The sequence below is a fragment of the Synechococcus sp. H55.11 genome (genome assembly GCF_047462475.1).
In the GTDB taxonomy this organism is placed as follows: Bacteria; Cyanobacteriota; Cyanobacteriia; order Thermostichales; family Thermostichaceae; genus Thermostichus.
In genome coordinates this window covers 44,288-60,558 of the sequence record NZ_JANSJI010000232.1, presented here as the reverse complement: position 1 = coordinate 60,558, position 16,271 = coordinate 44,288, and the positions used below count along the sequence as shown (strand labels likewise).

The window sequence follows — 16,271 nt, the reverse complement described above, 5'->3', positions numbered from 1 at the left end:
GGGTGCTATCCATCCCCACCGTATAGACGGTGGGGAATTCCGCACCTTACGTTAACATCTACATCGACTCTGGCGCGCTCAGGCCGAGAATGCCGGTGAGCACGTTAAATAAAACCTGTCGCGTGGCCTGCACCAATTGGATGCGGGCTTGGGCCAAAAGGGGATCCTCTTTTAAGAGGGGCAAAATGCGGCAGTTGTCGTAAAACTTGTTGAAATCGGCAGCAATCGCCTCGGCATAGCGAATGATCTTGTGAGGGGCGCGCTCTTCGGCAGCGGCAATCAGCTCATCGGGCAGGGCCAAGAGGCGCAGCAGCAGGGATCGCTCTTCAGGTTCTTTGTAGGGCAGTTTTTGCTGCTCCGTCAAAGCAACTGTGGCGGTTAGCTGCACCTGTTCCTCTTCCTGTAACCGCCGCAGCAGGGTACAGCAGCGGGCGTGGCTGTAGTGGACATAGACCACCGGGTTGTCGAAAGTTTGCTTGACGGCCAAATCCAAATCAAAGTTGATGGGGCTGTCCATGCTGCTGCTGAGCAAAAACCAGCGGGCTGCATCGACCCCCACGCCAATTTCGGGATCCTCAATAAGATCGTTTAAGGAGACAAAATTGCCGGTGCGCTTCGACATGCGCACTTCGGTCTTCTCGCCGGTTTCCGGGTCGGTTTTGAACAATTTGACAAATTGTCCAATCAGGATCTCCAGCTTGACCTCTGGGCTGAAGGCGCCCACCGCCGCCCTTAAACGACCGATATAGCCGTGGTGATCCGAGCCGAGGATGTTGATGAGTCGCTGATAGCCCCGCCGCACTTTGTCGCGGTGGTAGGCAATATCGGCGGCCAGGTAGGTAAAGGAGCCATCGGCCTTTTGCACCACCCGATCCTTGTCGTCGCCAAACTCTTGGGTTTTGAAATAGACGGCCTCTTCCGCCCCCGGCTTGGGATCCTCACCCCGCGGCGCCTTAGCCCTGTAGAGGAAGCCGCGCTCCTGCAGCTCCTGCAAAGCCTGTTGGATGGCGCTCAGCCCTGTCTGGGGATCGGGGGTGTGCAGGCGGCGTTCGCTAAACCAGTGATCGAACTCGGTGCGCAGTTGTTGCAGGGTCTGCTGTTGCCAGGCCAGCATTTCCTGGTAAGCAAAATCGGTGTACTCTTCCGGGGTGGTGGGCAGAGGGCGGATCCCGGCCTTGACCTGATCCAACAGCCGCCGGGCGATATCGACCAAATAGCTGCCGTGGTAGGCATCTTCCGGCAGAGCCACCTCTTCGCCTTGCAGTTGTCGCACCCGCACTTCTAGCGACTGGCCCAAGAGCCGCATCTGGTTGCCAGCATCGTTGATGTAGAACTCCCGCTCCACCTGGTGCCCCGTCCAGCGCAGCAGGTTGGCCAGGGTCGAGCCGACAGCAGCCCAGCGCCCATGTCCCACGTGCAGCGGCCCCGTTGGGTTAGCGGAAACATACTCCAGCAGGATGCGCTCGGGATGGGGGGCAGCGGTTTTGCCGAAATCTTCCCCCAACCGCAACAGCTCTTGCAATCGCTCGGCCAAAAAGGGATCCCCCAGCCGGAAGTTGAGGTACCCACCGCCTGCCACCTCGGTTTCTATGTCCGGCAGATCCAGGTGTTTTTGCAGGGTTTGGGCAATTTGGGCCGGCGCCATGCGGCAGAGCTTGGCCATCCCCAAGGGGGTAGGACAGGCGTAGTCGCCGTAGCGGGGATCGCTGGGGATCTGGATCACGGGAGTAACCCCTGCCGCCTGCTCAGGTGTTAGGGATCCCAGTTGGCCTGCCGCCCGTTGAATGCTCTCGGATACGGCGGCGGCGAGGAACCGAATCAGCGAGGTGGAAGGGGATTGGGTTGCCATGGCTAAAGGGAGCTGAGTTGAGAGCGAGGTTGACAGGGATCCCTGCTGCAGCAGGAGCACTATCATACTGGCAACAGACTGGCTATGACCAAAGGCTGCCCACACCTGAGCTGCGAATTTCCCAGCATCGAAGAGCTGATGGTTGCCCCCGACCCTCGACAAGCAGGCGAACAGCTCAACTCGTTGTACAAGCAGGATCGGGATGACAGGATTTGAACCTGCGGCCCTCTGCTCCCAAAGCAGATGCGCTACCAAGCTGCGCTACATCCCGGCTTAACTTTTGCGATTATGACAGATCCCCGCCGCTAATGCACACTTGAACAAGGCTGCGGCAGCCCCCTCAGGGCGATAGGGGAATGGAAAATCCGTTCAGATCAAGACTTCAGCATCTTGGCCGGCATGACAATGAGGGTGTTTCCCTGCCGCTCCACCACGTAGAGCTCCTGCCCGGCTTGGATTTCGAGGTTGGGGATGCTGCACTTGGCATTCCAGGTGGAACCGAGATAAGAGACCCGACCGCGCTGACCAGCCGGGATCGCTGTAACTGCCCGTGCCTCTCGCGATTCTTTGAGAAGATCTTCTAGTTGAGTCGAACCGGAAGGGACTAGGCGTCGGCTGAGGACGATCAATCCAATGGAGAGCAGGATCCAAGCCGAAAATTGTGCCCAAATGGGCCAACCCCAGTAGGCCAAAAGGGCGGCCCCCAGGGCCGCTACACCTACCGGGCCGGCTACCAACTCCGGCAAAAACAGCTCAGAGGCGATGAGAACCAAGCCAAAGACAATCCAAGGCCAAACCATAGAATCCAGGGATCCCACAAATTCAGTATGGCTTAAAACCTGTGATTGCTCAGGGAGATCCCTTGTCTTTGGAGAGATGGGGTTGGGGCTTATCCACCCAGGCGGTAATTCTCCAAAAACTGGAGGGGATCCAACTCGCCTTGAGGCAGGTTCTTGGGCAGGTTTTTGGATTCGGCAATCTGCATCAGCGTCTCCCAGTCGGTGTTCATGACAAAGGCCACCGCTTGACGAGCCGCCTCTCGGTGCGGGCAGGCCTCTCCCAAGACACAGCCATCTCGACAGAGGGTAGCGCAATCGTGCGCGGTGCTTTTGGGATCCGGGCCAGCCATGATGTCTTCCTCTCTTGGGTTTCATATTTTCTTTAGGATACCTGAAGAGAATCTTGCGCTTGCAGGAGATTTTGGAGAGGGCGGATAGCCTAGACGAGGAAATGAGGCGACAAGACCTGTTCAAGCGAAGAGGAGCCTTATGGAGTTTTCACAATTGCAAGCGCTGGTGAATCGAGCCTTAGAAGACAAAAAGCTCACCCGCACCGAGGTTGACCAAATCGTCGGCGCCATCCGGGCCGACGGCAAAATCTCCCCCGAAGAGATGGACTTGCTGGAGTCCATTCGCCAGATGGTGCTCCGCCGGGAAATTCAGGTGGTGGAAACGGCAGATTGAGGGACCCTCAAGTAGAGGGTGACTTCGCTGCGGTTGTGGAACAGGTGACGGGCCCTCACCACAGAGAAGGCACGACCCAAGATCTCCAGACTTTGCCGCAGCACCCGCAGGCGCTGCCGGTGGGGCAACTTCAGGGTCATCAGGGCCGCTCCCTGTGGCTCCAGATGGGGGGCGAAAGCCACCATCAAGTTGGCAGAGGCCGGGCCATCCATGCGCATGTCGTTGAGGATGAGGTGAAACCGGCCTGGGCTACGGGCCAAGTAGGCTTGGGCGCTGAGGCGATGGTGGCAGATCCCCGGATCTTGGCTGAGGCGCTCGTCCAAGTCTGCCGGATCCACTGCTGTCACCTGCTGGCCATACAGGCGCAAAATGCGCGACCATCCCCCCGGCGCTGCCCCCAGATCCAAAGCCTGTCCGCCCGCTACCCAAGGAACCTGAAACACCTGGATGGCCTCCAGCAGCTTAAACTCGGAGCGGCTGATCTGGTTTGGATCCCGCCGGAAGCGGTGGATCCCGCCAGCCCAGTTGGAGAGGTTCTGTGCAGCCAGGGATAGGCCCAGCCAGGCCCGGATCCCTCCTGTCTCGGCCAGGATCACCACCGAGATCACCTGCTGGGGATCTTTGACCTGCAGGGGGGCTCCCACCGCCGCGATCACCTGTTCGGCCAGGGCTTCGTTGACCTGAAAGGGCTTGAGATTCGGCCCTCCAAACAGGCGCGTCTGCACCGAAAAGCTGCGCATGGGGTCGATGGCCGCCAACATTTCCTCATCAAGGTGCAATTTGCTCAGGGATCCCTCGTCTAGCCGCTGTTCTCGGTGAATGGGGCAGATGTGGCGCAAAAAAATGGGCGGGTCAGCCTGCCAAGCCTCCACCAGGTCAACAAACGAGCGTTGGCTGCACACCCACACCAAGCCGGGCGCCTCCCGCAGCCGCTGTACGGCGGCCTCCGGATCCGCAGCTTTTATCTCCCGGATGGCCAGATCCAAAAAATCCGGGTCGGCGCTGCCCAGCCAGGTATGGGTATCGGGGGGAAGAGAACTGCTCAACGGGCTCGCTGCCAACGCAGGTAGGGTAAACAGGCGGCTACTTGTTGAATCTGGGCTGTGGCCGCCAGCAATTGCCCTGTGGCATCCCAGGTGCCCTGCACCAGCATTTGCCAGGCCCCCTGAGGGATCTCCACAGCAGCGGCATGGTTCTGCCAGCGCACCTGTTTGTTGGGCAGATCCAGGGTCAACCGAAGCTGTGGATCCTCGGCCACCGCCTTTTGCAGGGTTTGGATCAGGCTCGCCGGCGCCGTCGCACAAGGGATCCCCAGGGCCAAACAGTTGCCGAAGAAGATCTCGGCAAAGCTTTCGCCGATGAGGGCGCGGATCCCCCACTTGGCCAGCGCTTGCGGCGCATGCTCGCGGCTGGAGCCACAGCCAAAATTGGCGTTGACCACGAGGATTTCGGCTCCCTGGTACTGGGGCAGGTCAAAGGGATGCTGGCCGGAAGCTTGGGCGCGGTCGTCGGCAAACACGTGCCGGCCCAAGCCCTCAAAGGTGACGCACTTCAAAAAGCGGGCCGGGATGATCCGATCGGTGTCGATGTCGTTGCCCAGCAGGGGGATGCCTCGGCCTGTAACGGTCAAAACTTCGCTCGGCATGGAAACTGGAATGAACTTTGGGACTGGATCTGGGGGTTGGCTGCGGGGTAGCGACGTTTGGCAATGCCCTGCTCGACGGCCAACTGGGCCTCGGCTACCGGCGGTAAACCTGATTTTCCAGATTGCGCACCTGCCGTTCCAGCCGATCCAGCCGCCCGCGCAGCTCGTCCATTTCCGATTGGCGGGGCACGCCCAAATCCTGTAGAACGTTGCGCACCTGCCGCTGCACGTAGGATTCAAAGTTGCTCTGCTCGGATTTTACCTGGTTGAGCAGGTTGTTGATGAGATTGGATGCCTCTTCTGGGTTGAGCTGGCCCTTCTGCACCAGATCGTCGGCAGCCTTCTTCAACTGCTCTGCCAGCAAGGTGGTGGTGCCGACGCCCATCAGCAAAAGCTGACGTAAGATACTGTTGTTATCCAATGCTGCCCTCCAGAGAACGCGTGCCGAAGGTACGGGCTTCTATGACCATCCATTTTCCTCAGTTTGCCTTCAACTTCGCAACCGGTTCGGCCAGCTTCTCCCTTCCCCCTGAGGCAGCACAACAATGGCACGAGGTTCTGCAGATTCTTTGGGAGCGACTCAAGCGCAGCTCCCGCCAGCAGCCTCAGGATCCCGTTGAATTTCGTTACCCTGCTGAGGATTTCAGCTTGGAGATGTTCTGCAACCCCAATATCTGGACTGGCCCCCATGCAGCCAAGGTGCTGGTAACTTTGAAAACCAAGGTGCTGCGCCTTTCCACTGAAGTGGAGTTCTCTCGCCTGCAAGAAGACCTCAGCCAGTATCTGGAGTCCCTGCCATGAGCGAAGGGCGGCACACTGCGGCAGAGGATCCCGTGGCTATTACGGTGATGCAACTGCTGGAAGAGCCGCCAGAGGGGATCCCCGGCCACTTGGAAGTGGTTTGCCTCACTTGGCATGACCGCCAGCGATCCCGGCAGCGGCTGGTGAGCGATCAGGGCACGGTAATCCAGTTGATGCTGCCTCGCGGCACTCATCTTCAGGATGGGGATCTACTCTACGCGGATGCGCAGCGACACATCCGGGTCAAAGCCCAAGCCGAACCGGTACTCTTGATTCAACCGGAAAACCCGATCCAGATGGGCCAAGTGATGCATCAACTGGGCAATTGGCACCGCCCGGCCCACATTTCCCCCCAAGGGCAGATCCGGGCGCTGGCCGATGAGCCGTTGCAGGACTGGCTGGCCCACCTGGGGATCCCGTTTCAGTTGGAGATGGCTGTCTTCGAGCCCAACCTGTTGGCCCACAGCCATTAGCCTGGGTCTAGCTGAGCAGTCATCCTCAGGTGTCTAAGTTCTCGATCCGAACGGGCTCAAGAGCTTCTGCCGGCGGAAACCCCAGCACCTGAGCATAAAAGTAAAGCTCCGCCTCTAAGGCCCGTTTGATGTTGGCCGCCTGGCGAAAGCCGTGTTGTTCTCCCTCGAAGGGCACATAGGCCACCGGGATCCCTTTGGCCCGCAGGGCGGCTACCATCCTCTCTGCCTGATTGGGGGGCACGATGGCGTCTTCCAAGCCCTGAAAGAAAATAACCGGACAATTGAGGCCATCCAGGTGGTGGATGGGAGAGCGCTCCCGGTAGAGATCTCGTCGTTGCGGGTAGGGGCCAATTAAGCTGTCCAAGTAGCGGGACTCGAACTTGTGGGTGTCCTGTGCCAGGGCCTCCAGGTCGCTCACCCCGTAGTAGCTGGCACCGGCCTTGAAGACGGTGTGAAAGGTCAAAGCTGCCAGCGTGGTGTAGCCGCCGGCGCTGCCGCCGCGAATGAGCAATCGCTCGCCATCAACCCGGCCCTGTTGGGCCAAGAATCGGGCTCCAGCAATGCAATCTTCCACGTCCACAAGGCCCCATTGGCCCTTGAGGGCCTCCCGGTAGGCCCGTCCATAGCCGCTGCTGCCGCGGTAGTTGACATCCAAAACGGCAATCCCGCGGCTGGTCCAGTACTGGATCCCCAGGTCGAGCACGGCTGCTGTTGCTCCCGTGGGCCCGCCGTGACTTTTCACCAGCAGGGGCGGCTTTTCGCCGGCAGGGGCCACAAAGTCGCGGTTCTTGGGAGGATAGAAGAAGCCGTAGGCCACTGCTCCGCCCGAGGTGGGAAAGGTGATGGACTCAGGGATCGACAAGTACCCAGGATCCACCGCCACGCTGCTAGAACGGGCCACCACCTCCAATTGGCCAGAAGGTAAGTCCAGACAGACCAAGGCCATGGCTTCGCTGGGGGATCCGGCCAGGAAGGCAGCTTTTTCGCCGCTAACTTGAAGGTTGTGGAGCTCGGTGTAGGGTATGGGGAGCTCCTGCCTCTGTCCTGAACGCGGATCCAAAAGCGCCAGGTGGCAGAGCCCCTCTTGTCGATAGATGGCCAGGATTTGCCCATCCCCACAGAAGCCGTAGGTGCTCAGGCCAAACACCCACTGGGGCTCGCCAAACTCTGCTTCCATAGGACAGAGGGAAATGGGGCCCTGGGGATCCCAGCGGTAGAGGTTCCACCAGCCGCTGCGGTCGGAAACAAAGTAAAGCTCCCCCTGCGGCGACCACTGGGGCTGGAAAATGGACTCAGCCGGGCCACCAACGAGTTTCTGGGGTTCTCCCAAGCTGCCGTCAGGAGCCACTTCCGCCCGCCACAGCTCCGTGCCGTCCCAGGGCATCTGGGGGTGATCCCAGGCCAGCCACACCAGGATCTGACCGTCTGGGCTCAGTTGCGGGCTGGCGTAGAAATCGTGGCCCCTGGCCAAAACCTGCTGGGATCCGCTTTCTAGATCGATGGCAACCAGGGTATTTTCCGGCTCTCCCTGGCGGCTGTGATCCTCGCGCACGCAGAGGATGCGCCGGCGCCTCCTGTCCACCACCCCGTCGGCATAGCGGTAGGGGCCAGCTTCGGTGAGGGGCTGGGGATCCGAAGCCGGCAGCAGGCAGTACAGCCGTTGATCGGCAAAGTTGCAGAAATACACCACCCCCTCGGAGACCCAGTAGGCGCCGCCGCCGTACTCATGCACCCGCGTGCGCACGTTGAAGGGTGCTGGCGTCAGTTCCTGCACCGTCCCGTCGGCAGCTCGCCGCATCAGCACGTTGCGCCCCTTCTCCTGCGGGCGGCCCTCCGTCCAGTAGAGATCCCCCTTGTCCCAAGCCGGTTGCCCTAGGCGTAGGGATCCGGCCACCACCAGGTCAGCGGTAATTGGGGATCGCCAAGATCCATAGCCAGCCTGTTGCACCATAAGCCATCAATTTTCAACCTCGAAATCTCCATTATGCCGAGAGCAAGGGATCCCTGGGAGCTTGGCGAGAACAGGCTCAGATTCTGGAAAAAAGTATCTCACAACACAATTTCTTCCTGGCTGAATGGGTTTGATAAAACACGTCGAGGCAACAGGGGCGCGCGACGCTCTCTCGACTGCAGAACTGGCTTTTCCCCCTGTTGATGTTGGGAAGGCATTGGTGAAAACCTCAGCCGAGCGCAGTTGGGCAAGCTGATCCATGGGCAAGGTGATGAGCTGAGTCCTTCCCCCCGTTGGCCAGGCTGCTGTAACCACACTTCGCTACATCCTTTGCACTCACCTCGTTTCGGAGTTTACCGATGGCTCAATCTTTTAATCGTCGTCAAGTGCTGAAAATGGGCGCGCTGGCCGGAGCCGGCGCTGCCTTAGGGCCGCAGATCTGGGTGAAGCGGTCTGTGCCTGCCTATGCTCAGGGAGAGACTATTCGCGTTGGCATTTTGCACTCCCTCAGCGGCACGATGGCCATTTCGGAAACCAGTGTGGTGGATGCGGAAAAGCTAGCCATTAAAGAGATCAATGCCGCCGGTGGGGTTTTGGGCAAGCAGATCGAGCCCATCATCGAGGATGGCGCCTCCGATTGGCCAACCTTTGCCGAGAAAGCCACCAAATTGATCGATGTGGACAAGGTGGCAACGGTATTCGGCTGTTGGACCTCGGCCAGCCGCAAGGCAGTTTTGCCGGTATTTGAATCCAAGCAACACCTGCTCTGGTATCCCGTACAGTACGAAGGACAAGAGTGCTCCAAAAACATCTTCTACACCGGCGCTGCCCCCAACCAGCAGATCGAGCCTTCTGTGGAATGGCTGCTCAAGAACAAGGGCAAAGAGTTTTTCCTGGTGGGATCCGACTATGTCTTCCCCCGCACGGCCAACACCATCATCAAGGCCCAGTTAGAGGCCCTGGGCGGCAAGGTTGTGGGAGAAGATTACCTGCCTCTGGGCAACACCGAAGTGACTCCCATTATCAGCAAAATCCGTGCCGCTCTTCCCAACGGCGGCGTGATCTACAACAGCCTGAATGGCGACAGCAATGTGGCCTTCTTTAAGCAACTGAAAGCAGCCGGTCTGGAGCCGGATCGCTATCCCTCTATGTCCGTCAGCATTGCCGAAGAAGAGGTGCAGGCGATTGGCTCCGAGTTCCTAGAAGGCCACTACGCTGCCTGGAACTACTTCATGACGGTGGATACGCCTGCCAACAAGAAGTTTGTGGAAGCCTTCAAGGCAGAATACGGCCAAAACCGCGTCACCAACGACCCGATGGAAGCGGCCTATATCATGGTTTACATCTGGAAGCAGGCGGTGGAAAAAGCGGGAACCGTGGAGATCGACGCGGTGCGCCAAGCAGCCTACGGCCAAACCTTTGATGCCCCAGAGGGTCTGGTGACGATGAACACCAACCACCACCTGACCAAGTACGTGCGGATCGGCCAGGTGCGCTCTGATGGGCTGTTTGATGTCATCTTTTCTACAGACGCTGTGGAGCCACAGCCCTGGAACCAGTTTGTGGCGGAAACCAAGGGCTTTGCCTGCGACTGGTCGGATCCGGCCAAAGGCGGTCGCTTCAAAGTCAGCTAGCCCTGTTGAGCGCTGGGTGCGGGATCCCTTGCGGGTGAGTTGGGGATCCCGTCCTGGAGTTGGAAGCGCGTCCCCAGTCAACGGGTAAAGAAGGAGGATCCCCTGCCGATGACCTTGCTTTTGGATAGCTTGTTTAACGGCATCAGTATTGGCACCGTTTTGCTGATAGCTGCTCTGGGCCTGGCGATTGTCTTCGGCCTCATGGGGGTGATCAATATGGCCCATGGGGAGCTGATGATGTTGGGGGCCTACACCACCTTTGTGGTGCAAAATGCCTTCCGGCAATTGGGGGATCCCTGGCGGGATCTGTATATCTTTCCAGCCTTGGTTGCCGCTTTTGTCGTCACGGCCCTGGCGGGTCTGGCTCTGGAGCGGGGGGTGATTCGCTTTTTGTATGGGCGGCCGCTGGAAACCCTTTTGGCCACCTGGGGCGTGAGCCTGATCCTGCAGCAGTTCGTGCGCAGCGTCAATTGGGTGTTGGCTTTCCGCTTGGGGGCCTTTGCGGTGCTCTTTTTTGGCGGCTGGTGGCTCTTGGCAAAACGGGCCGATTGGCCGCGCCTCAAAGGCTGGGTGCTGACGTTGTTGTTGGTGCTTTCTACGGCCATTGTGGCAGTAGGCGGGCGGGTTCTGGCCCAAACCTATGCCCTGGCCGTCACCCAGCCCTGGTTTGGGGCCCAAAATAGAGACGTGACCGCTCCTCGCTGGCTGCGGGGTGGGATCCCGGTGGGCAACCTGTTTTTGCCCAATACTCGCCTGTTCATCATCGCCCTCACCGTTGTCTGTATCCTGGGGCTGTACTTTTTCTTGCAACGCACCCGCTGGGGGTTGCGCATCCGCGCCGTCACCCAAAATCGGGCCATGAGCGCTTGTGTCGGGATCCCTACGCAAACGGTGGATGCTCTCACCTTTGCCATGGGTTCGGGTCTGGCAGGAGTAGCCGGCGTGGCCGTCAGCCTGCTGGGATCCGTGGGGCCCAATACCGGCCAGAACTACATCGTGGATACCTTCATGGTGGTTGTCGTGGGGGGTGTGGGCAAGCTCCTGGGCAGCATTGTGGCGGCACTGGGGATCGGAATTGCCAACTTTGTCATCGGTTCCGGGACGCTGGCTTTGATCTTTCCCAACGTGCCGATCCTGACCGATACCCTCAACTTTTTTGCCACCACCAGCATGGCTAAGGTGATGGTCTTTGCCTTAATTGTGGCCTTTTTGCAGGTGCGCCCCCGCGGCCTTTTCCCCGAAAAAGGTCGCATGGTGGATGCCTAGGACAGCCCTCTTGAGCGAATCTTTCTAGCCGTATCCCCCATCCCCCCACACCGCCCATGAAACTGGCTCATCTCCCCCCCGCTGATCGTGAAGAGGCCATTCTTGCCACCGGTCGGGATCCCAGTCCTGCCCGCAAGCTCCTGTGGGAAGTTGGGATCCTCATTGGCCTGGCGCTGGCTTTGATCTTGGTGGCCCCAACTGTGTTGTCGGGTTTTCGGCTGAACTTGTTGGGGCGATTTCTGGCATTGAGCATTGTTGCCCTGGGGATCGACCTTATCTGGGGCTATACCGGCATGCTGAGTCTGGGGCATGGGGTGTTCTTTGCCTTGGGGGGCTATGCTTTGGGGATGCACCTCAAGTTGCAACTGCCAGAGGGACAGATACCGGAGTTTTTCAGCCTCTATGGGGTAACGGAATTGCCCTGGTTTTGGTACCCTTTTTATTCGTTTCCGTTTACGGCTATTGCTATTGTCTTGATCCCGGCTGTGGTGGCAGCAGCTCTGGGGTATTTGGTGGTGAGAAATCGCATCCGAGGAGTTTATTTTTCTATTCTGACTCAGGCCACCACAATCATTTTCTTTAACTTCTTCAACGGGCAACAGCGCTTAATCAACGGCACCAACGGCCTGACCAATTTCCAGACGTTATTTGGCCTGGATGTCAACTCTTCCCAGATGCGCTTTGCTGTCTATGTGGCCACGGTTTTAACCGTTGTTTTGGCTTACCTTCTCTGTCGTTGGCTTACCAGTGGCTTGTTTGGTCGAATCCTGGTAGCCATTCGAGACGATGAGCCGCGGGTTCGTTTCTCTGGCTACGATCCCACCGGATTTAAGGTGCTGGTATTTGCCATCTCGGCTGCGCTGGCAGGGATCGCCGGGGCTTTGTTTACCTTACAAACTGGCATCATTTCTCCCAATGCCATGGCCGTTCCCTTCTCCATTGAAATGGTGATCTGGGTAGCGGTGGGTGGTCGGGCCAGTTTAGTGGGGGCAGTGGTCGGGGCTTTGTTGGTAAACTTTGCCAAGAGTTTGCTGAGTGAAAATTTCCCAGAAATTTGGCTGTTTTTCCAGGGGGGATTGTTCCTGCTGGTGGTACTGGTGTTGCCGGATGGTTTGGTGGGCTGGGTGCGCACCCGGGGCAGGCAGCTTTGGGTTACCTTCCAGCTTTGGCGCCGGCGTTTGGCCAATATTTCTCCAGCCTAAATCCGTGCTAGTATCCCCCTATGCAAGGTGCAACTTCAGAGTAAGAGGATCCCAATGGGTGAGATAACGATGCCAAGTGTCCTCTCTTGTTCGATGGGCTGAGAATCCTACTCGTCCTCTGGCCTTTCCGTTCTTGGACGTGATCCCTATGCTTACAGCAGCTCCCACCACTACCCGGCAAATTTTACAAACTCAGGATCTCACCGTCAGCTTTGATGGCTTTAAGGCTTTGGACGGGCTGAACTTCTCTTTGGAAGAAGGGGAGTTAAGGGTGGTGATCGGCCCCAATGGAGCGGGCAAAACTACCTTCCTCGATGTGTTGACAGGCAAGGTCAAGCCTACTCGAGGGCGAGTGCTGTTTAAAGGAAAAGATCTGGCTAAGCTCAAGGAGCACGAAATCGCTGCCTTGGGTATTGGTCGCAAGTTCCAAACGCCGCGGGTCTACCAAAACCTGAGCGTGCGAGAAAATTTGGAGCTCTCTCTCAACCCTCACAAGGGTGTTTTCTCCACCTTATTTGGCAAAAAGCGCTTGCGAGAAAAGACTGATGCTCTCCTGGAAACCATCGGCCTGAGCCGTAAGGATCGGATCCCGGCAGGGCTGCTCTCCCATGGAGAAAAGCAATGGTTGGAGATTGGCATGGTGATTGCCCAGGATCCGGATTTGCTGCTGCTTGATGAATGCGTGGCCGGGATGACGGATAAAGAAACAGAGGCTACGGGAGAGTTAATTCAATCCTTAGCTCGAAATCACACCATTTTGGTGATTGAGCATGACATGGTATTTGTCCGGCAAATTGCTCGCAAGGTTACTGTTTTACACCAAGGAGCGGTGTTGTGCGAGGGTAGCTTTGAGGAAGTGAAGAACGACCCGCGAGTTATCGAGGTCTATCTTGGATCCCACAAAGCCAGAGGCTAAACGAAAACAGGGGAGAAGGGGAGATCTGTGTTGACTGTCCAATTAACCAACTCTATATCCAAGCCTATGAATACGGAAAACGCCACCAAAGCGCAAAATCTATCTCAAAGTGGATCTCAGCCTTTGCTGGAAGTCTGTAACCTGAGAGCTTATTATGGGCAAAGTTTAATTGTGAGAGATCTTTCTTTCAAGATCCTTCCCGGCCAAGCAGTTTGCCTTCTGGGTCGCAACGGCATGGGCAAAACTACCACGCTTAAAGCCCTAATGGGGCTTCTCAAAGACTGTGCAGGTAAAGTTCTCTTTGAGGGCCGACCCATCAATCATTACCCACCCAACTGGCGGGCTCGCGCTGGCATTGGCTATGTGCCCCAAGGCCGAGAGATCTTTCCTCGCCTAACGGTTGAGGAAAATCTACTGGTGGGGTTAGAAGCAGCACCGGACAAAGAACGGGCTATACCTGAGTTTATCTATGACTTATTCCCGATTTTGCGTTCTTTTCTAAAGCGTCCCGGTGGAGATTTGAGCGGTGGTCAGCAGCAGCAATTGGCCATTGCCAGAGCTTTGGTGGCAGAGCCTAAACTTTTACTCCTGGATGAACCCACAGAAGGGATCCAACCCTCTATCATCATTGAGATCGAAGAAGCCATTGCCCGCATCCAAAAAGAGCGGGGCGTTGCGGTGTTGCTGGTAGAACAGTACTTTGAGTTTGCTCAAAGCTTGGCCGATTACTTTTACCTCATGGAAAATGGATCCCTCGTTATGGAAGGGCCGACTGACCAAATGGACGAGGAAAAAGTGCGATCCTATCTCTCCCTCTGAGGTTAGCCTGGAGGAGGAGCCGAGCGGTGCAACTCTTGTCAGGCCCAGGGATCCCCTCAGGCAACAACCCTAGCCGGAAATCTGCCAGGATCGAGCAAGAGAGAACTCAGTCCACTCCCTCCTCGCTGCGTCTGTGGCTGCCCCCATTCACGTCACTGCCGAACCTTGGCTGCACACCTACAGCGAGATCATTGACGTGCGCTCGCCGGCAGAGTTTGCTGAGGATCATTGGCCGGGGGCCATCAACTTGCCTGTGCTTGACGATGCAGAACGGGCAGAGGTGGGCACCCTCTACAAGCAGGTGGATCCCTTTACGGCCCGCAAGCGGGGAGCCAGCCTGGTGGCCCAGAACATCGCCCGCCATCTGCAGACCCACTTTGCCGACAAGGATCGGGACTACCACCCCCTCATTTACTGCTGGCGGGGCGGGCAGCGCTCTGCAAGTCTGGCGCTGGTGTTGTCCCAGGTGGGCTGGCAGGTCACAGTTTTGCAAGGGGGGTACAAAACCTACCGCGCCTGGGTACGCCGGCAACTGCAGAGCTTGCCCCAGGAGTTTACCTACCGCGTCCTCTGCGGGCCGACGGGGAGCGGCAAAACCCAGTTGCTCCACCACCTGCAGCGCCAGGGATCCCAAGTCCTCGATCTGGAAAAGCTGGCCCGCCACCGCGGCTCCGTGCTGGGAGCGGAGTGGGGGATGCCGCAGCCCACCCAGAAGAGCTTTGAAAGTCAACTGGTGCAGGTTTTTCTCCAGTGGGATCCAGCCAAGCCGGTCTGGGTGGAAGCCGAGAGTGCCAAGGTGGGCCAGCTCCACCTGCCCCCTGCCCTTTGGCAGGCCCTCACCCAAGCCGATTGCGTGGAAGTGCGATTGCCTTTGGAAGAGCGGGTGAAGGGGCTGATTGCCCATTATCCCCACTGGATAGCCCATCCCCAGGCACTCAAGGAAAAATTGCTGCCCCTAAAAGCCCGCCATGGCCAGGCGCGCCTGCAGCGCTGGTTTGAGCTCATCGACGCCCAAGACTGGCCGCAGTTTGTGCAGGAGTTGCTGGAGCAGCACTACGATCCCACCTATCGGCATGGGTTGCAGCAGAACTTCAACCGCATCCACGCCCGGATAGAGCTGCCCGACCTTTCCGAGACCAGCCTCAGAGAAGCTGCCGCTCGCCTGCGCACCCGTCCAGACTAGGTGAGCACAATAAATTGCAGAGCCCGCAGCACCTCAAACCAATTGGAAACCTCCAGCCGAACGGTTGCGTCAGCAACCCACCGGCAGCCGGGGTAAAAAGACTTGCGGTAGGCGCGGGCGGGATCCTTGTAGTCCACCTCCAAGTGAAAGCAATCCGGCAGTGGGCGGGGCCGGTAGGCCGACAGCCGTTTCAGGGATCCCTCTACACCTTGGCGGATGGCCTGCAGAACCTGCTGCGGATGGGGAGCAACGACCGAGTGGCCCATCCCTTTGTGGGTGACCACCGTCTCGATCTGGGCGTCATAGGCTTTCGCTTCCGCACACACCTCTGCGTCTCCGGCCAGAAATACAACCGGCACCCCTTCATAGGCAGCGGTGAGGCTGACCAGGTGAAACTCGGCGATGGCCTGGCCGTTCAGCCGGATTTGGCTAACTTCGGTGGTGTAGGTGTGGGCAAGGGGGTTGGCAGCAGATCCGGCGCGGGCATGGTAGCCGATTAAGATCAGGGCATTGTAGCTGCGATCCAGCTCTTGCACCATACAGTAAGGGTGGCCGCTCCAGCCGCGGATGAGTTGCACCGGCGCCGGCAATCGCTCGGGGAGAAGGTTGCGCCCGGAATCATGGGCGTCTTTGACAGTGATCCAGGTGGCTCCCGCAGCCAGGGATCCCTCACAAGCGGCGATCACCGCTTGGGTCATCTGCTCGCGGAATGGCTCATAACCCGGCTGGCCGAGGGTGGCTTCATCCCAATGGCTGATGCCGGAGATCCCTTCGATATCAGCACTGATATAGACCTTCATGCTCGACTGATAGTCATTTCAGACTAGATTGTCAGACTAGATTGAGACAGCCCCAAGCGCTCCACGCCGCCGGCGCGTTCGCCTTTGGCGGCACCCAACACTCCCAGCCCTCACCCCCGGCCCCTCTCCCTTTGGGAGAGGGGAGTTAGGGATTGGCTCAAGGAACTGAGGATATGTTTTGTGGGAGCCCAAGATTTCCATGGCTTTGGTGCGGATCTCTACCCTCGTTTTTGAGAAGTCGGAATAAAGGACAAGGACTCCGTCCCGCT

17 protein-coding genes and 1 tRNA gene are annotated in these 16,271 nt (G+C 58.3%); 9 read left to right on the top strand and 9 right to left on the bottom strand.

Annotated features, from left to right (window positions below; all coding sequences use genetic code 11):
• Positions 1-58: 58 nt before the first annotated feature.
• From argS to NW853_RS09530, 4 genes are all read right to left on the bottom strand, one after another.
• Positions 59-1,849: an arginine--tRNA ligase gene (gene argS / locus NW853_RS09545; RefSeq protein WP_414332691.1), complete on the bottom strand. Its 1,791-nt coding sequence runs from the start codon at positions 1,847-1,849 to the stop codon at positions 59-61.
• A gap of 197 nt (positions 1,850-2,046) precedes the next feature.
• Positions 2,047-2,120: transfer RNA gene (locus NW853_RS09540), tRNA-Pro, on the bottom strand.
• 103 nt (positions 2,121-2,223) lie between these two features.
• Positions 2,224-2,649, bottom strand: a complete 426-nt coding sequence (locus tag NW853_RS09535; RefSeq protein WP_414332579.1) for an NfeD family protein — start codon at positions 2,647-2,649, stop codon at positions 2,224-2,226.
• Between the two features lie 89 nt (positions 2,650-2,738).
• Positions 2,739-2,978, bottom strand: a complete 240-nt coding sequence (locus tag NW853_RS09530; RefSeq protein ID WP_414332581.1) for a hypothetical protein — start codon at positions 2,976-2,978, stop codon at positions 2,739-2,741.
• A 139-nt stretch (positions 2,979-3,117) separates the two neighbouring features.
• Here NW853_RS09530 and NW853_RS09525 point away from each other — a divergent pair, with 139 nt between their 5' ends.
• The gene (locus NW853_RS09525; protein WP_414332583.1) at positions 3,118-3,312 is read left to right on the top strand and encodes a hypothetical protein; all 195 of its coding nucleotides are present in this window, start codon (positions 3,118-3,120) and stop codon (positions 3,310-3,312) included.
• Here NW853_RS09525 and NW853_RS09520 read toward each other — a convergent pair.
• The 3 genes from NW853_RS09520 to NW853_RS09510 all read right to left on the bottom strand — a co-directional run bounded on the left by NW853_RS09520 (position 3,288) and on the right by NW853_RS09510 (position 5,378).
• Entirely contained in the window at positions 3,288-4,358 is a 1,071-nt protein-coding gene (locus NW853_RS09520; protein WP_414348893.1) for an SAM-dependent methyltransferase, read from the bottom strand. The two genes, NW853_RS09525 and NW853_RS09520, sit on opposite strands and share 25 nt — an antisense overlap.
• Positions 4,355-4,957 (bottom strand): 3-isopropylmalate dehydratase small subunit, encoded by a 603-nt coding sequence (gene leuD, locus NW853_RS09515; RefSeq protein WP_414332587.1) that lies wholly within the window; start codon positions 4,955-4,957, stop codon positions 4,355-4,357. The genes NW853_RS09520 and leuD overlap by 4 nt, the downstream gene beginning before the upstream one ends.
• Before the next feature lie 94 nt (positions 4,958-5,051).
• The gene (locus NW853_RS09510) at positions 5,052-5,378 is read right to left on the bottom strand and encodes a phasin family protein (protein WP_414332589.1); all 327 of its coding nucleotides are present in this window, start codon (positions 5,376-5,378) and stop codon (positions 5,052-5,054) included.
• Positions 5,379-5,419: 41 nt separating this feature from the next.
• Here NW853_RS09510 and NW853_RS09505 point away from each other — a divergent pair, with 41 nt between their 5' ends.
• Together NW853_RS09505 and NW853_RS09500 are read left to right on the top strand one after the other, a co-directional pair.
• Positions 5,420-5,758 (top strand): hypothetical protein, encoded by a 339-nt coding sequence (locus NW853_RS09505; RefSeq protein ID WP_414348892.1) that lies wholly within the window; start codon positions 5,420-5,422, stop codon positions 5,756-5,758.
• Complete coding sequence (locus NW853_RS09500; protein WP_414332593.1) at positions 5,755-6,231, top strand: urease accessory protein UreE; 477 nt, start codon at positions 5,755-5,757, stop codon at positions 6,229-6,231. The genes NW853_RS09505 and NW853_RS09500 overlap by 4 nt, the downstream gene beginning before the upstream one ends.
• Before the next feature lie 25 nt (positions 6,232-6,256).
• On the opposite strand, the gene NW853_RS09495 is transcribed toward NW853_RS09500, so the two are convergent.
• Positions 6,257-8,182 carry a prolyl oligopeptidase family serine peptidase gene (locus NW853_RS09495; RefSeq protein WP_414348891.1) on the bottom strand — a complete coding sequence of 642 codons (1,926 nt, stop codon included), beginning with the start codon at positions 8,180-8,182 and terminating at the stop codon, positions 6,257-6,259.
• 359 nt (positions 8,183-8,541) lie between these two features.
• Here NW853_RS09495 and urtA point away from each other — a divergent pair, with 359 nt between their 5' ends.
• From urtA to mnmH, 6 genes are all read left to right on the top strand, one after another.
• Positions 8,542-9,816, top strand: coding sequence for an urea ABC transporter substrate-binding protein (gene urtA, locus NW853_RS09490; RefSeq protein ID WP_414332597.1), 1,275 nt, complete (start codon positions 8,542-8,544; stop codon positions 9,814-9,816).
• Positions 9,817-9,924: 108 nt separating this feature from the next.
• On the top strand, positions 9,925-11,082 hold the full coding sequence (urtB, locus tag NW853_RS09485; protein ID WP_414332599.1) for an urea ABC transporter permease subunit UrtB: 1,158 nt from the start codon (positions 9,925-9,927) through the stop codon (positions 11,080-11,082).
• Positions 11,083-11,138: 56 nt separating this feature from the next.
• Positions 11,139-12,284 carry an urea ABC transporter permease subunit UrtC gene (gene urtC / locus NW853_RS09480; protein WP_414348890.1) on the top strand — a complete coding sequence of 382 codons (1,146 nt, stop codon included), beginning with the start codon at positions 11,139-11,141 and terminating at the stop codon, positions 12,282-12,284.
• Positions 12,285-12,432: 148 nt separating this feature from the next.
• Positions 12,433-13,200 (top strand): urea ABC transporter ATP-binding protein UrtD, encoded by a 768-nt coding sequence (gene urtD, locus NW853_RS09475; protein ID WP_414332603.1) that lies wholly within the window; start codon positions 12,433-12,435, stop codon positions 13,198-13,200.
• 66 nt (positions 13,201-13,266) lie between these two features.
• Entirely contained in the window at positions 13,267-14,019 is a 753-nt protein-coding gene (gene urtE / locus NW853_RS09470) for an urea ABC transporter ATP-binding subunit UrtE (RefSeq protein ID WP_414332605.1), read from the top strand.
• Positions 14,020-14,152: 133 nt separating this feature from the next.
• Positions 14,153-15,202 (top strand): tRNA 2-selenouridine(34) synthase MnmH, encoded by a 1,050-nt coding sequence (gene mnmH, locus NW853_RS09465; RefSeq protein WP_414332607.1) that lies wholly within the window; start codon positions 14,153-14,155, stop codon positions 15,200-15,202.
• On the opposite strand, the gene NW853_RS09460 is transcribed toward mnmH, so the two are convergent.
• Positions 15,199-16,002 carry a M55 family metallopeptidase gene (locus NW853_RS09460; RefSeq protein ID WP_414348889.1) on the bottom strand — a complete coding sequence of 268 codons (804 nt, stop codon included), beginning with the start codon at positions 16,000-16,002 and terminating at the stop codon, positions 15,199-15,201. The genes mnmH and NW853_RS09460 overlap by 4 nt on opposite strands.
• Positions 16,003-16,271 lie beyond the last annotated feature (269 nt).

Bases quoted from the DNA above. Each gene is read 5' to 3' on its own strand.
- argS (WP_414332691.1), bottom strand. From the start codon at position 1,849: ATGGCAACCCAATCCCCTTCCACCTCGCTGATTCGGTTCCTCGCCGCC.
- NW853_RS09535 (WP_414332579.1), bottom strand. From the start codon at position 2,649: ATGGTTTGGCCTTGGATTGTCTTTGGCTTGGTTCTCATCGCCTCTGAG.
- NW853_RS09530 (WP_414332581.1), bottom strand. From the start codon at position 2,978: ATGGCTGGCCCGGATCCCAAAAGCACCGCGCACGATTGCGCTACCCTC.
- NW853_RS09525 (WP_414332583.1), top strand. From the start codon at position 3,118: ATGGAGTTTTCACAATTGCAAGCGCTGGTGAATCGAGCCTTAGAAGAC.
- leuD (WP_414332587.1), bottom strand. From the start codon at position 4,957: ATGCCGAGCGAAGTTTTGACCGTTACAGGCCGAGGCATCCCCCTGCTG.
- NW853_RS09505 (WP_414348892.1), top strand. From the start codon at position 5,420: ATGACCATCCATTTTCCTCAGTTTGCCTTCAACTTCGCAACCGGTTCG.
- NW853_RS09500 (WP_414332593.1), top strand. From the start codon at position 5,755: ATGAGCGAAGGGCGGCACACTGCGGCAGAGGATCCCGTGGCTATTACG.
- NW853_RS09495 (WP_414348891.1), bottom strand. From the start codon at position 8,182: ATGGTGCAACAGGCTGGCTATGGATCTTGGCGATCCCCAATTACCGCT.
- urtA (WP_414332597.1), top strand. From the start codon at position 8,542: ATGGCTCAATCTTTTAATCGTCGTCAAGTGCTGAAAATGGGCGCGCTG.
- urtB (WP_414332599.1), top strand. From the start codon at position 9,925: ATGACCTTGCTTTTGGATAGCTTGTTTAACGGCATCAGTATTGGCACC.
- urtC (WP_414348890.1), top strand. From the start codon at position 11,139: ATGAAACTGGCTCATCTCCCCCCCGCTGATCGTGAAGAGGCCATTCTT.
- urtD (WP_414332603.1), top strand. From the start codon at position 12,433: ATGCTTACAGCAGCTCCCACCACTACCCGGCAAATTTTACAAACTCAG.
- urtE (WP_414332605.1), top strand. From the start codon at position 13,267: ATGAATACGGAAAACGCCACCAAAGCGCAAAATCTATCTCAAAGTGGA.
- NW853_RS09460 (WP_414348889.1), bottom strand. From the start codon at position 16,002: ATGAAGGTCTATATCAGTGCTGATATCGAAGGGATCTCCGGCATCAGC.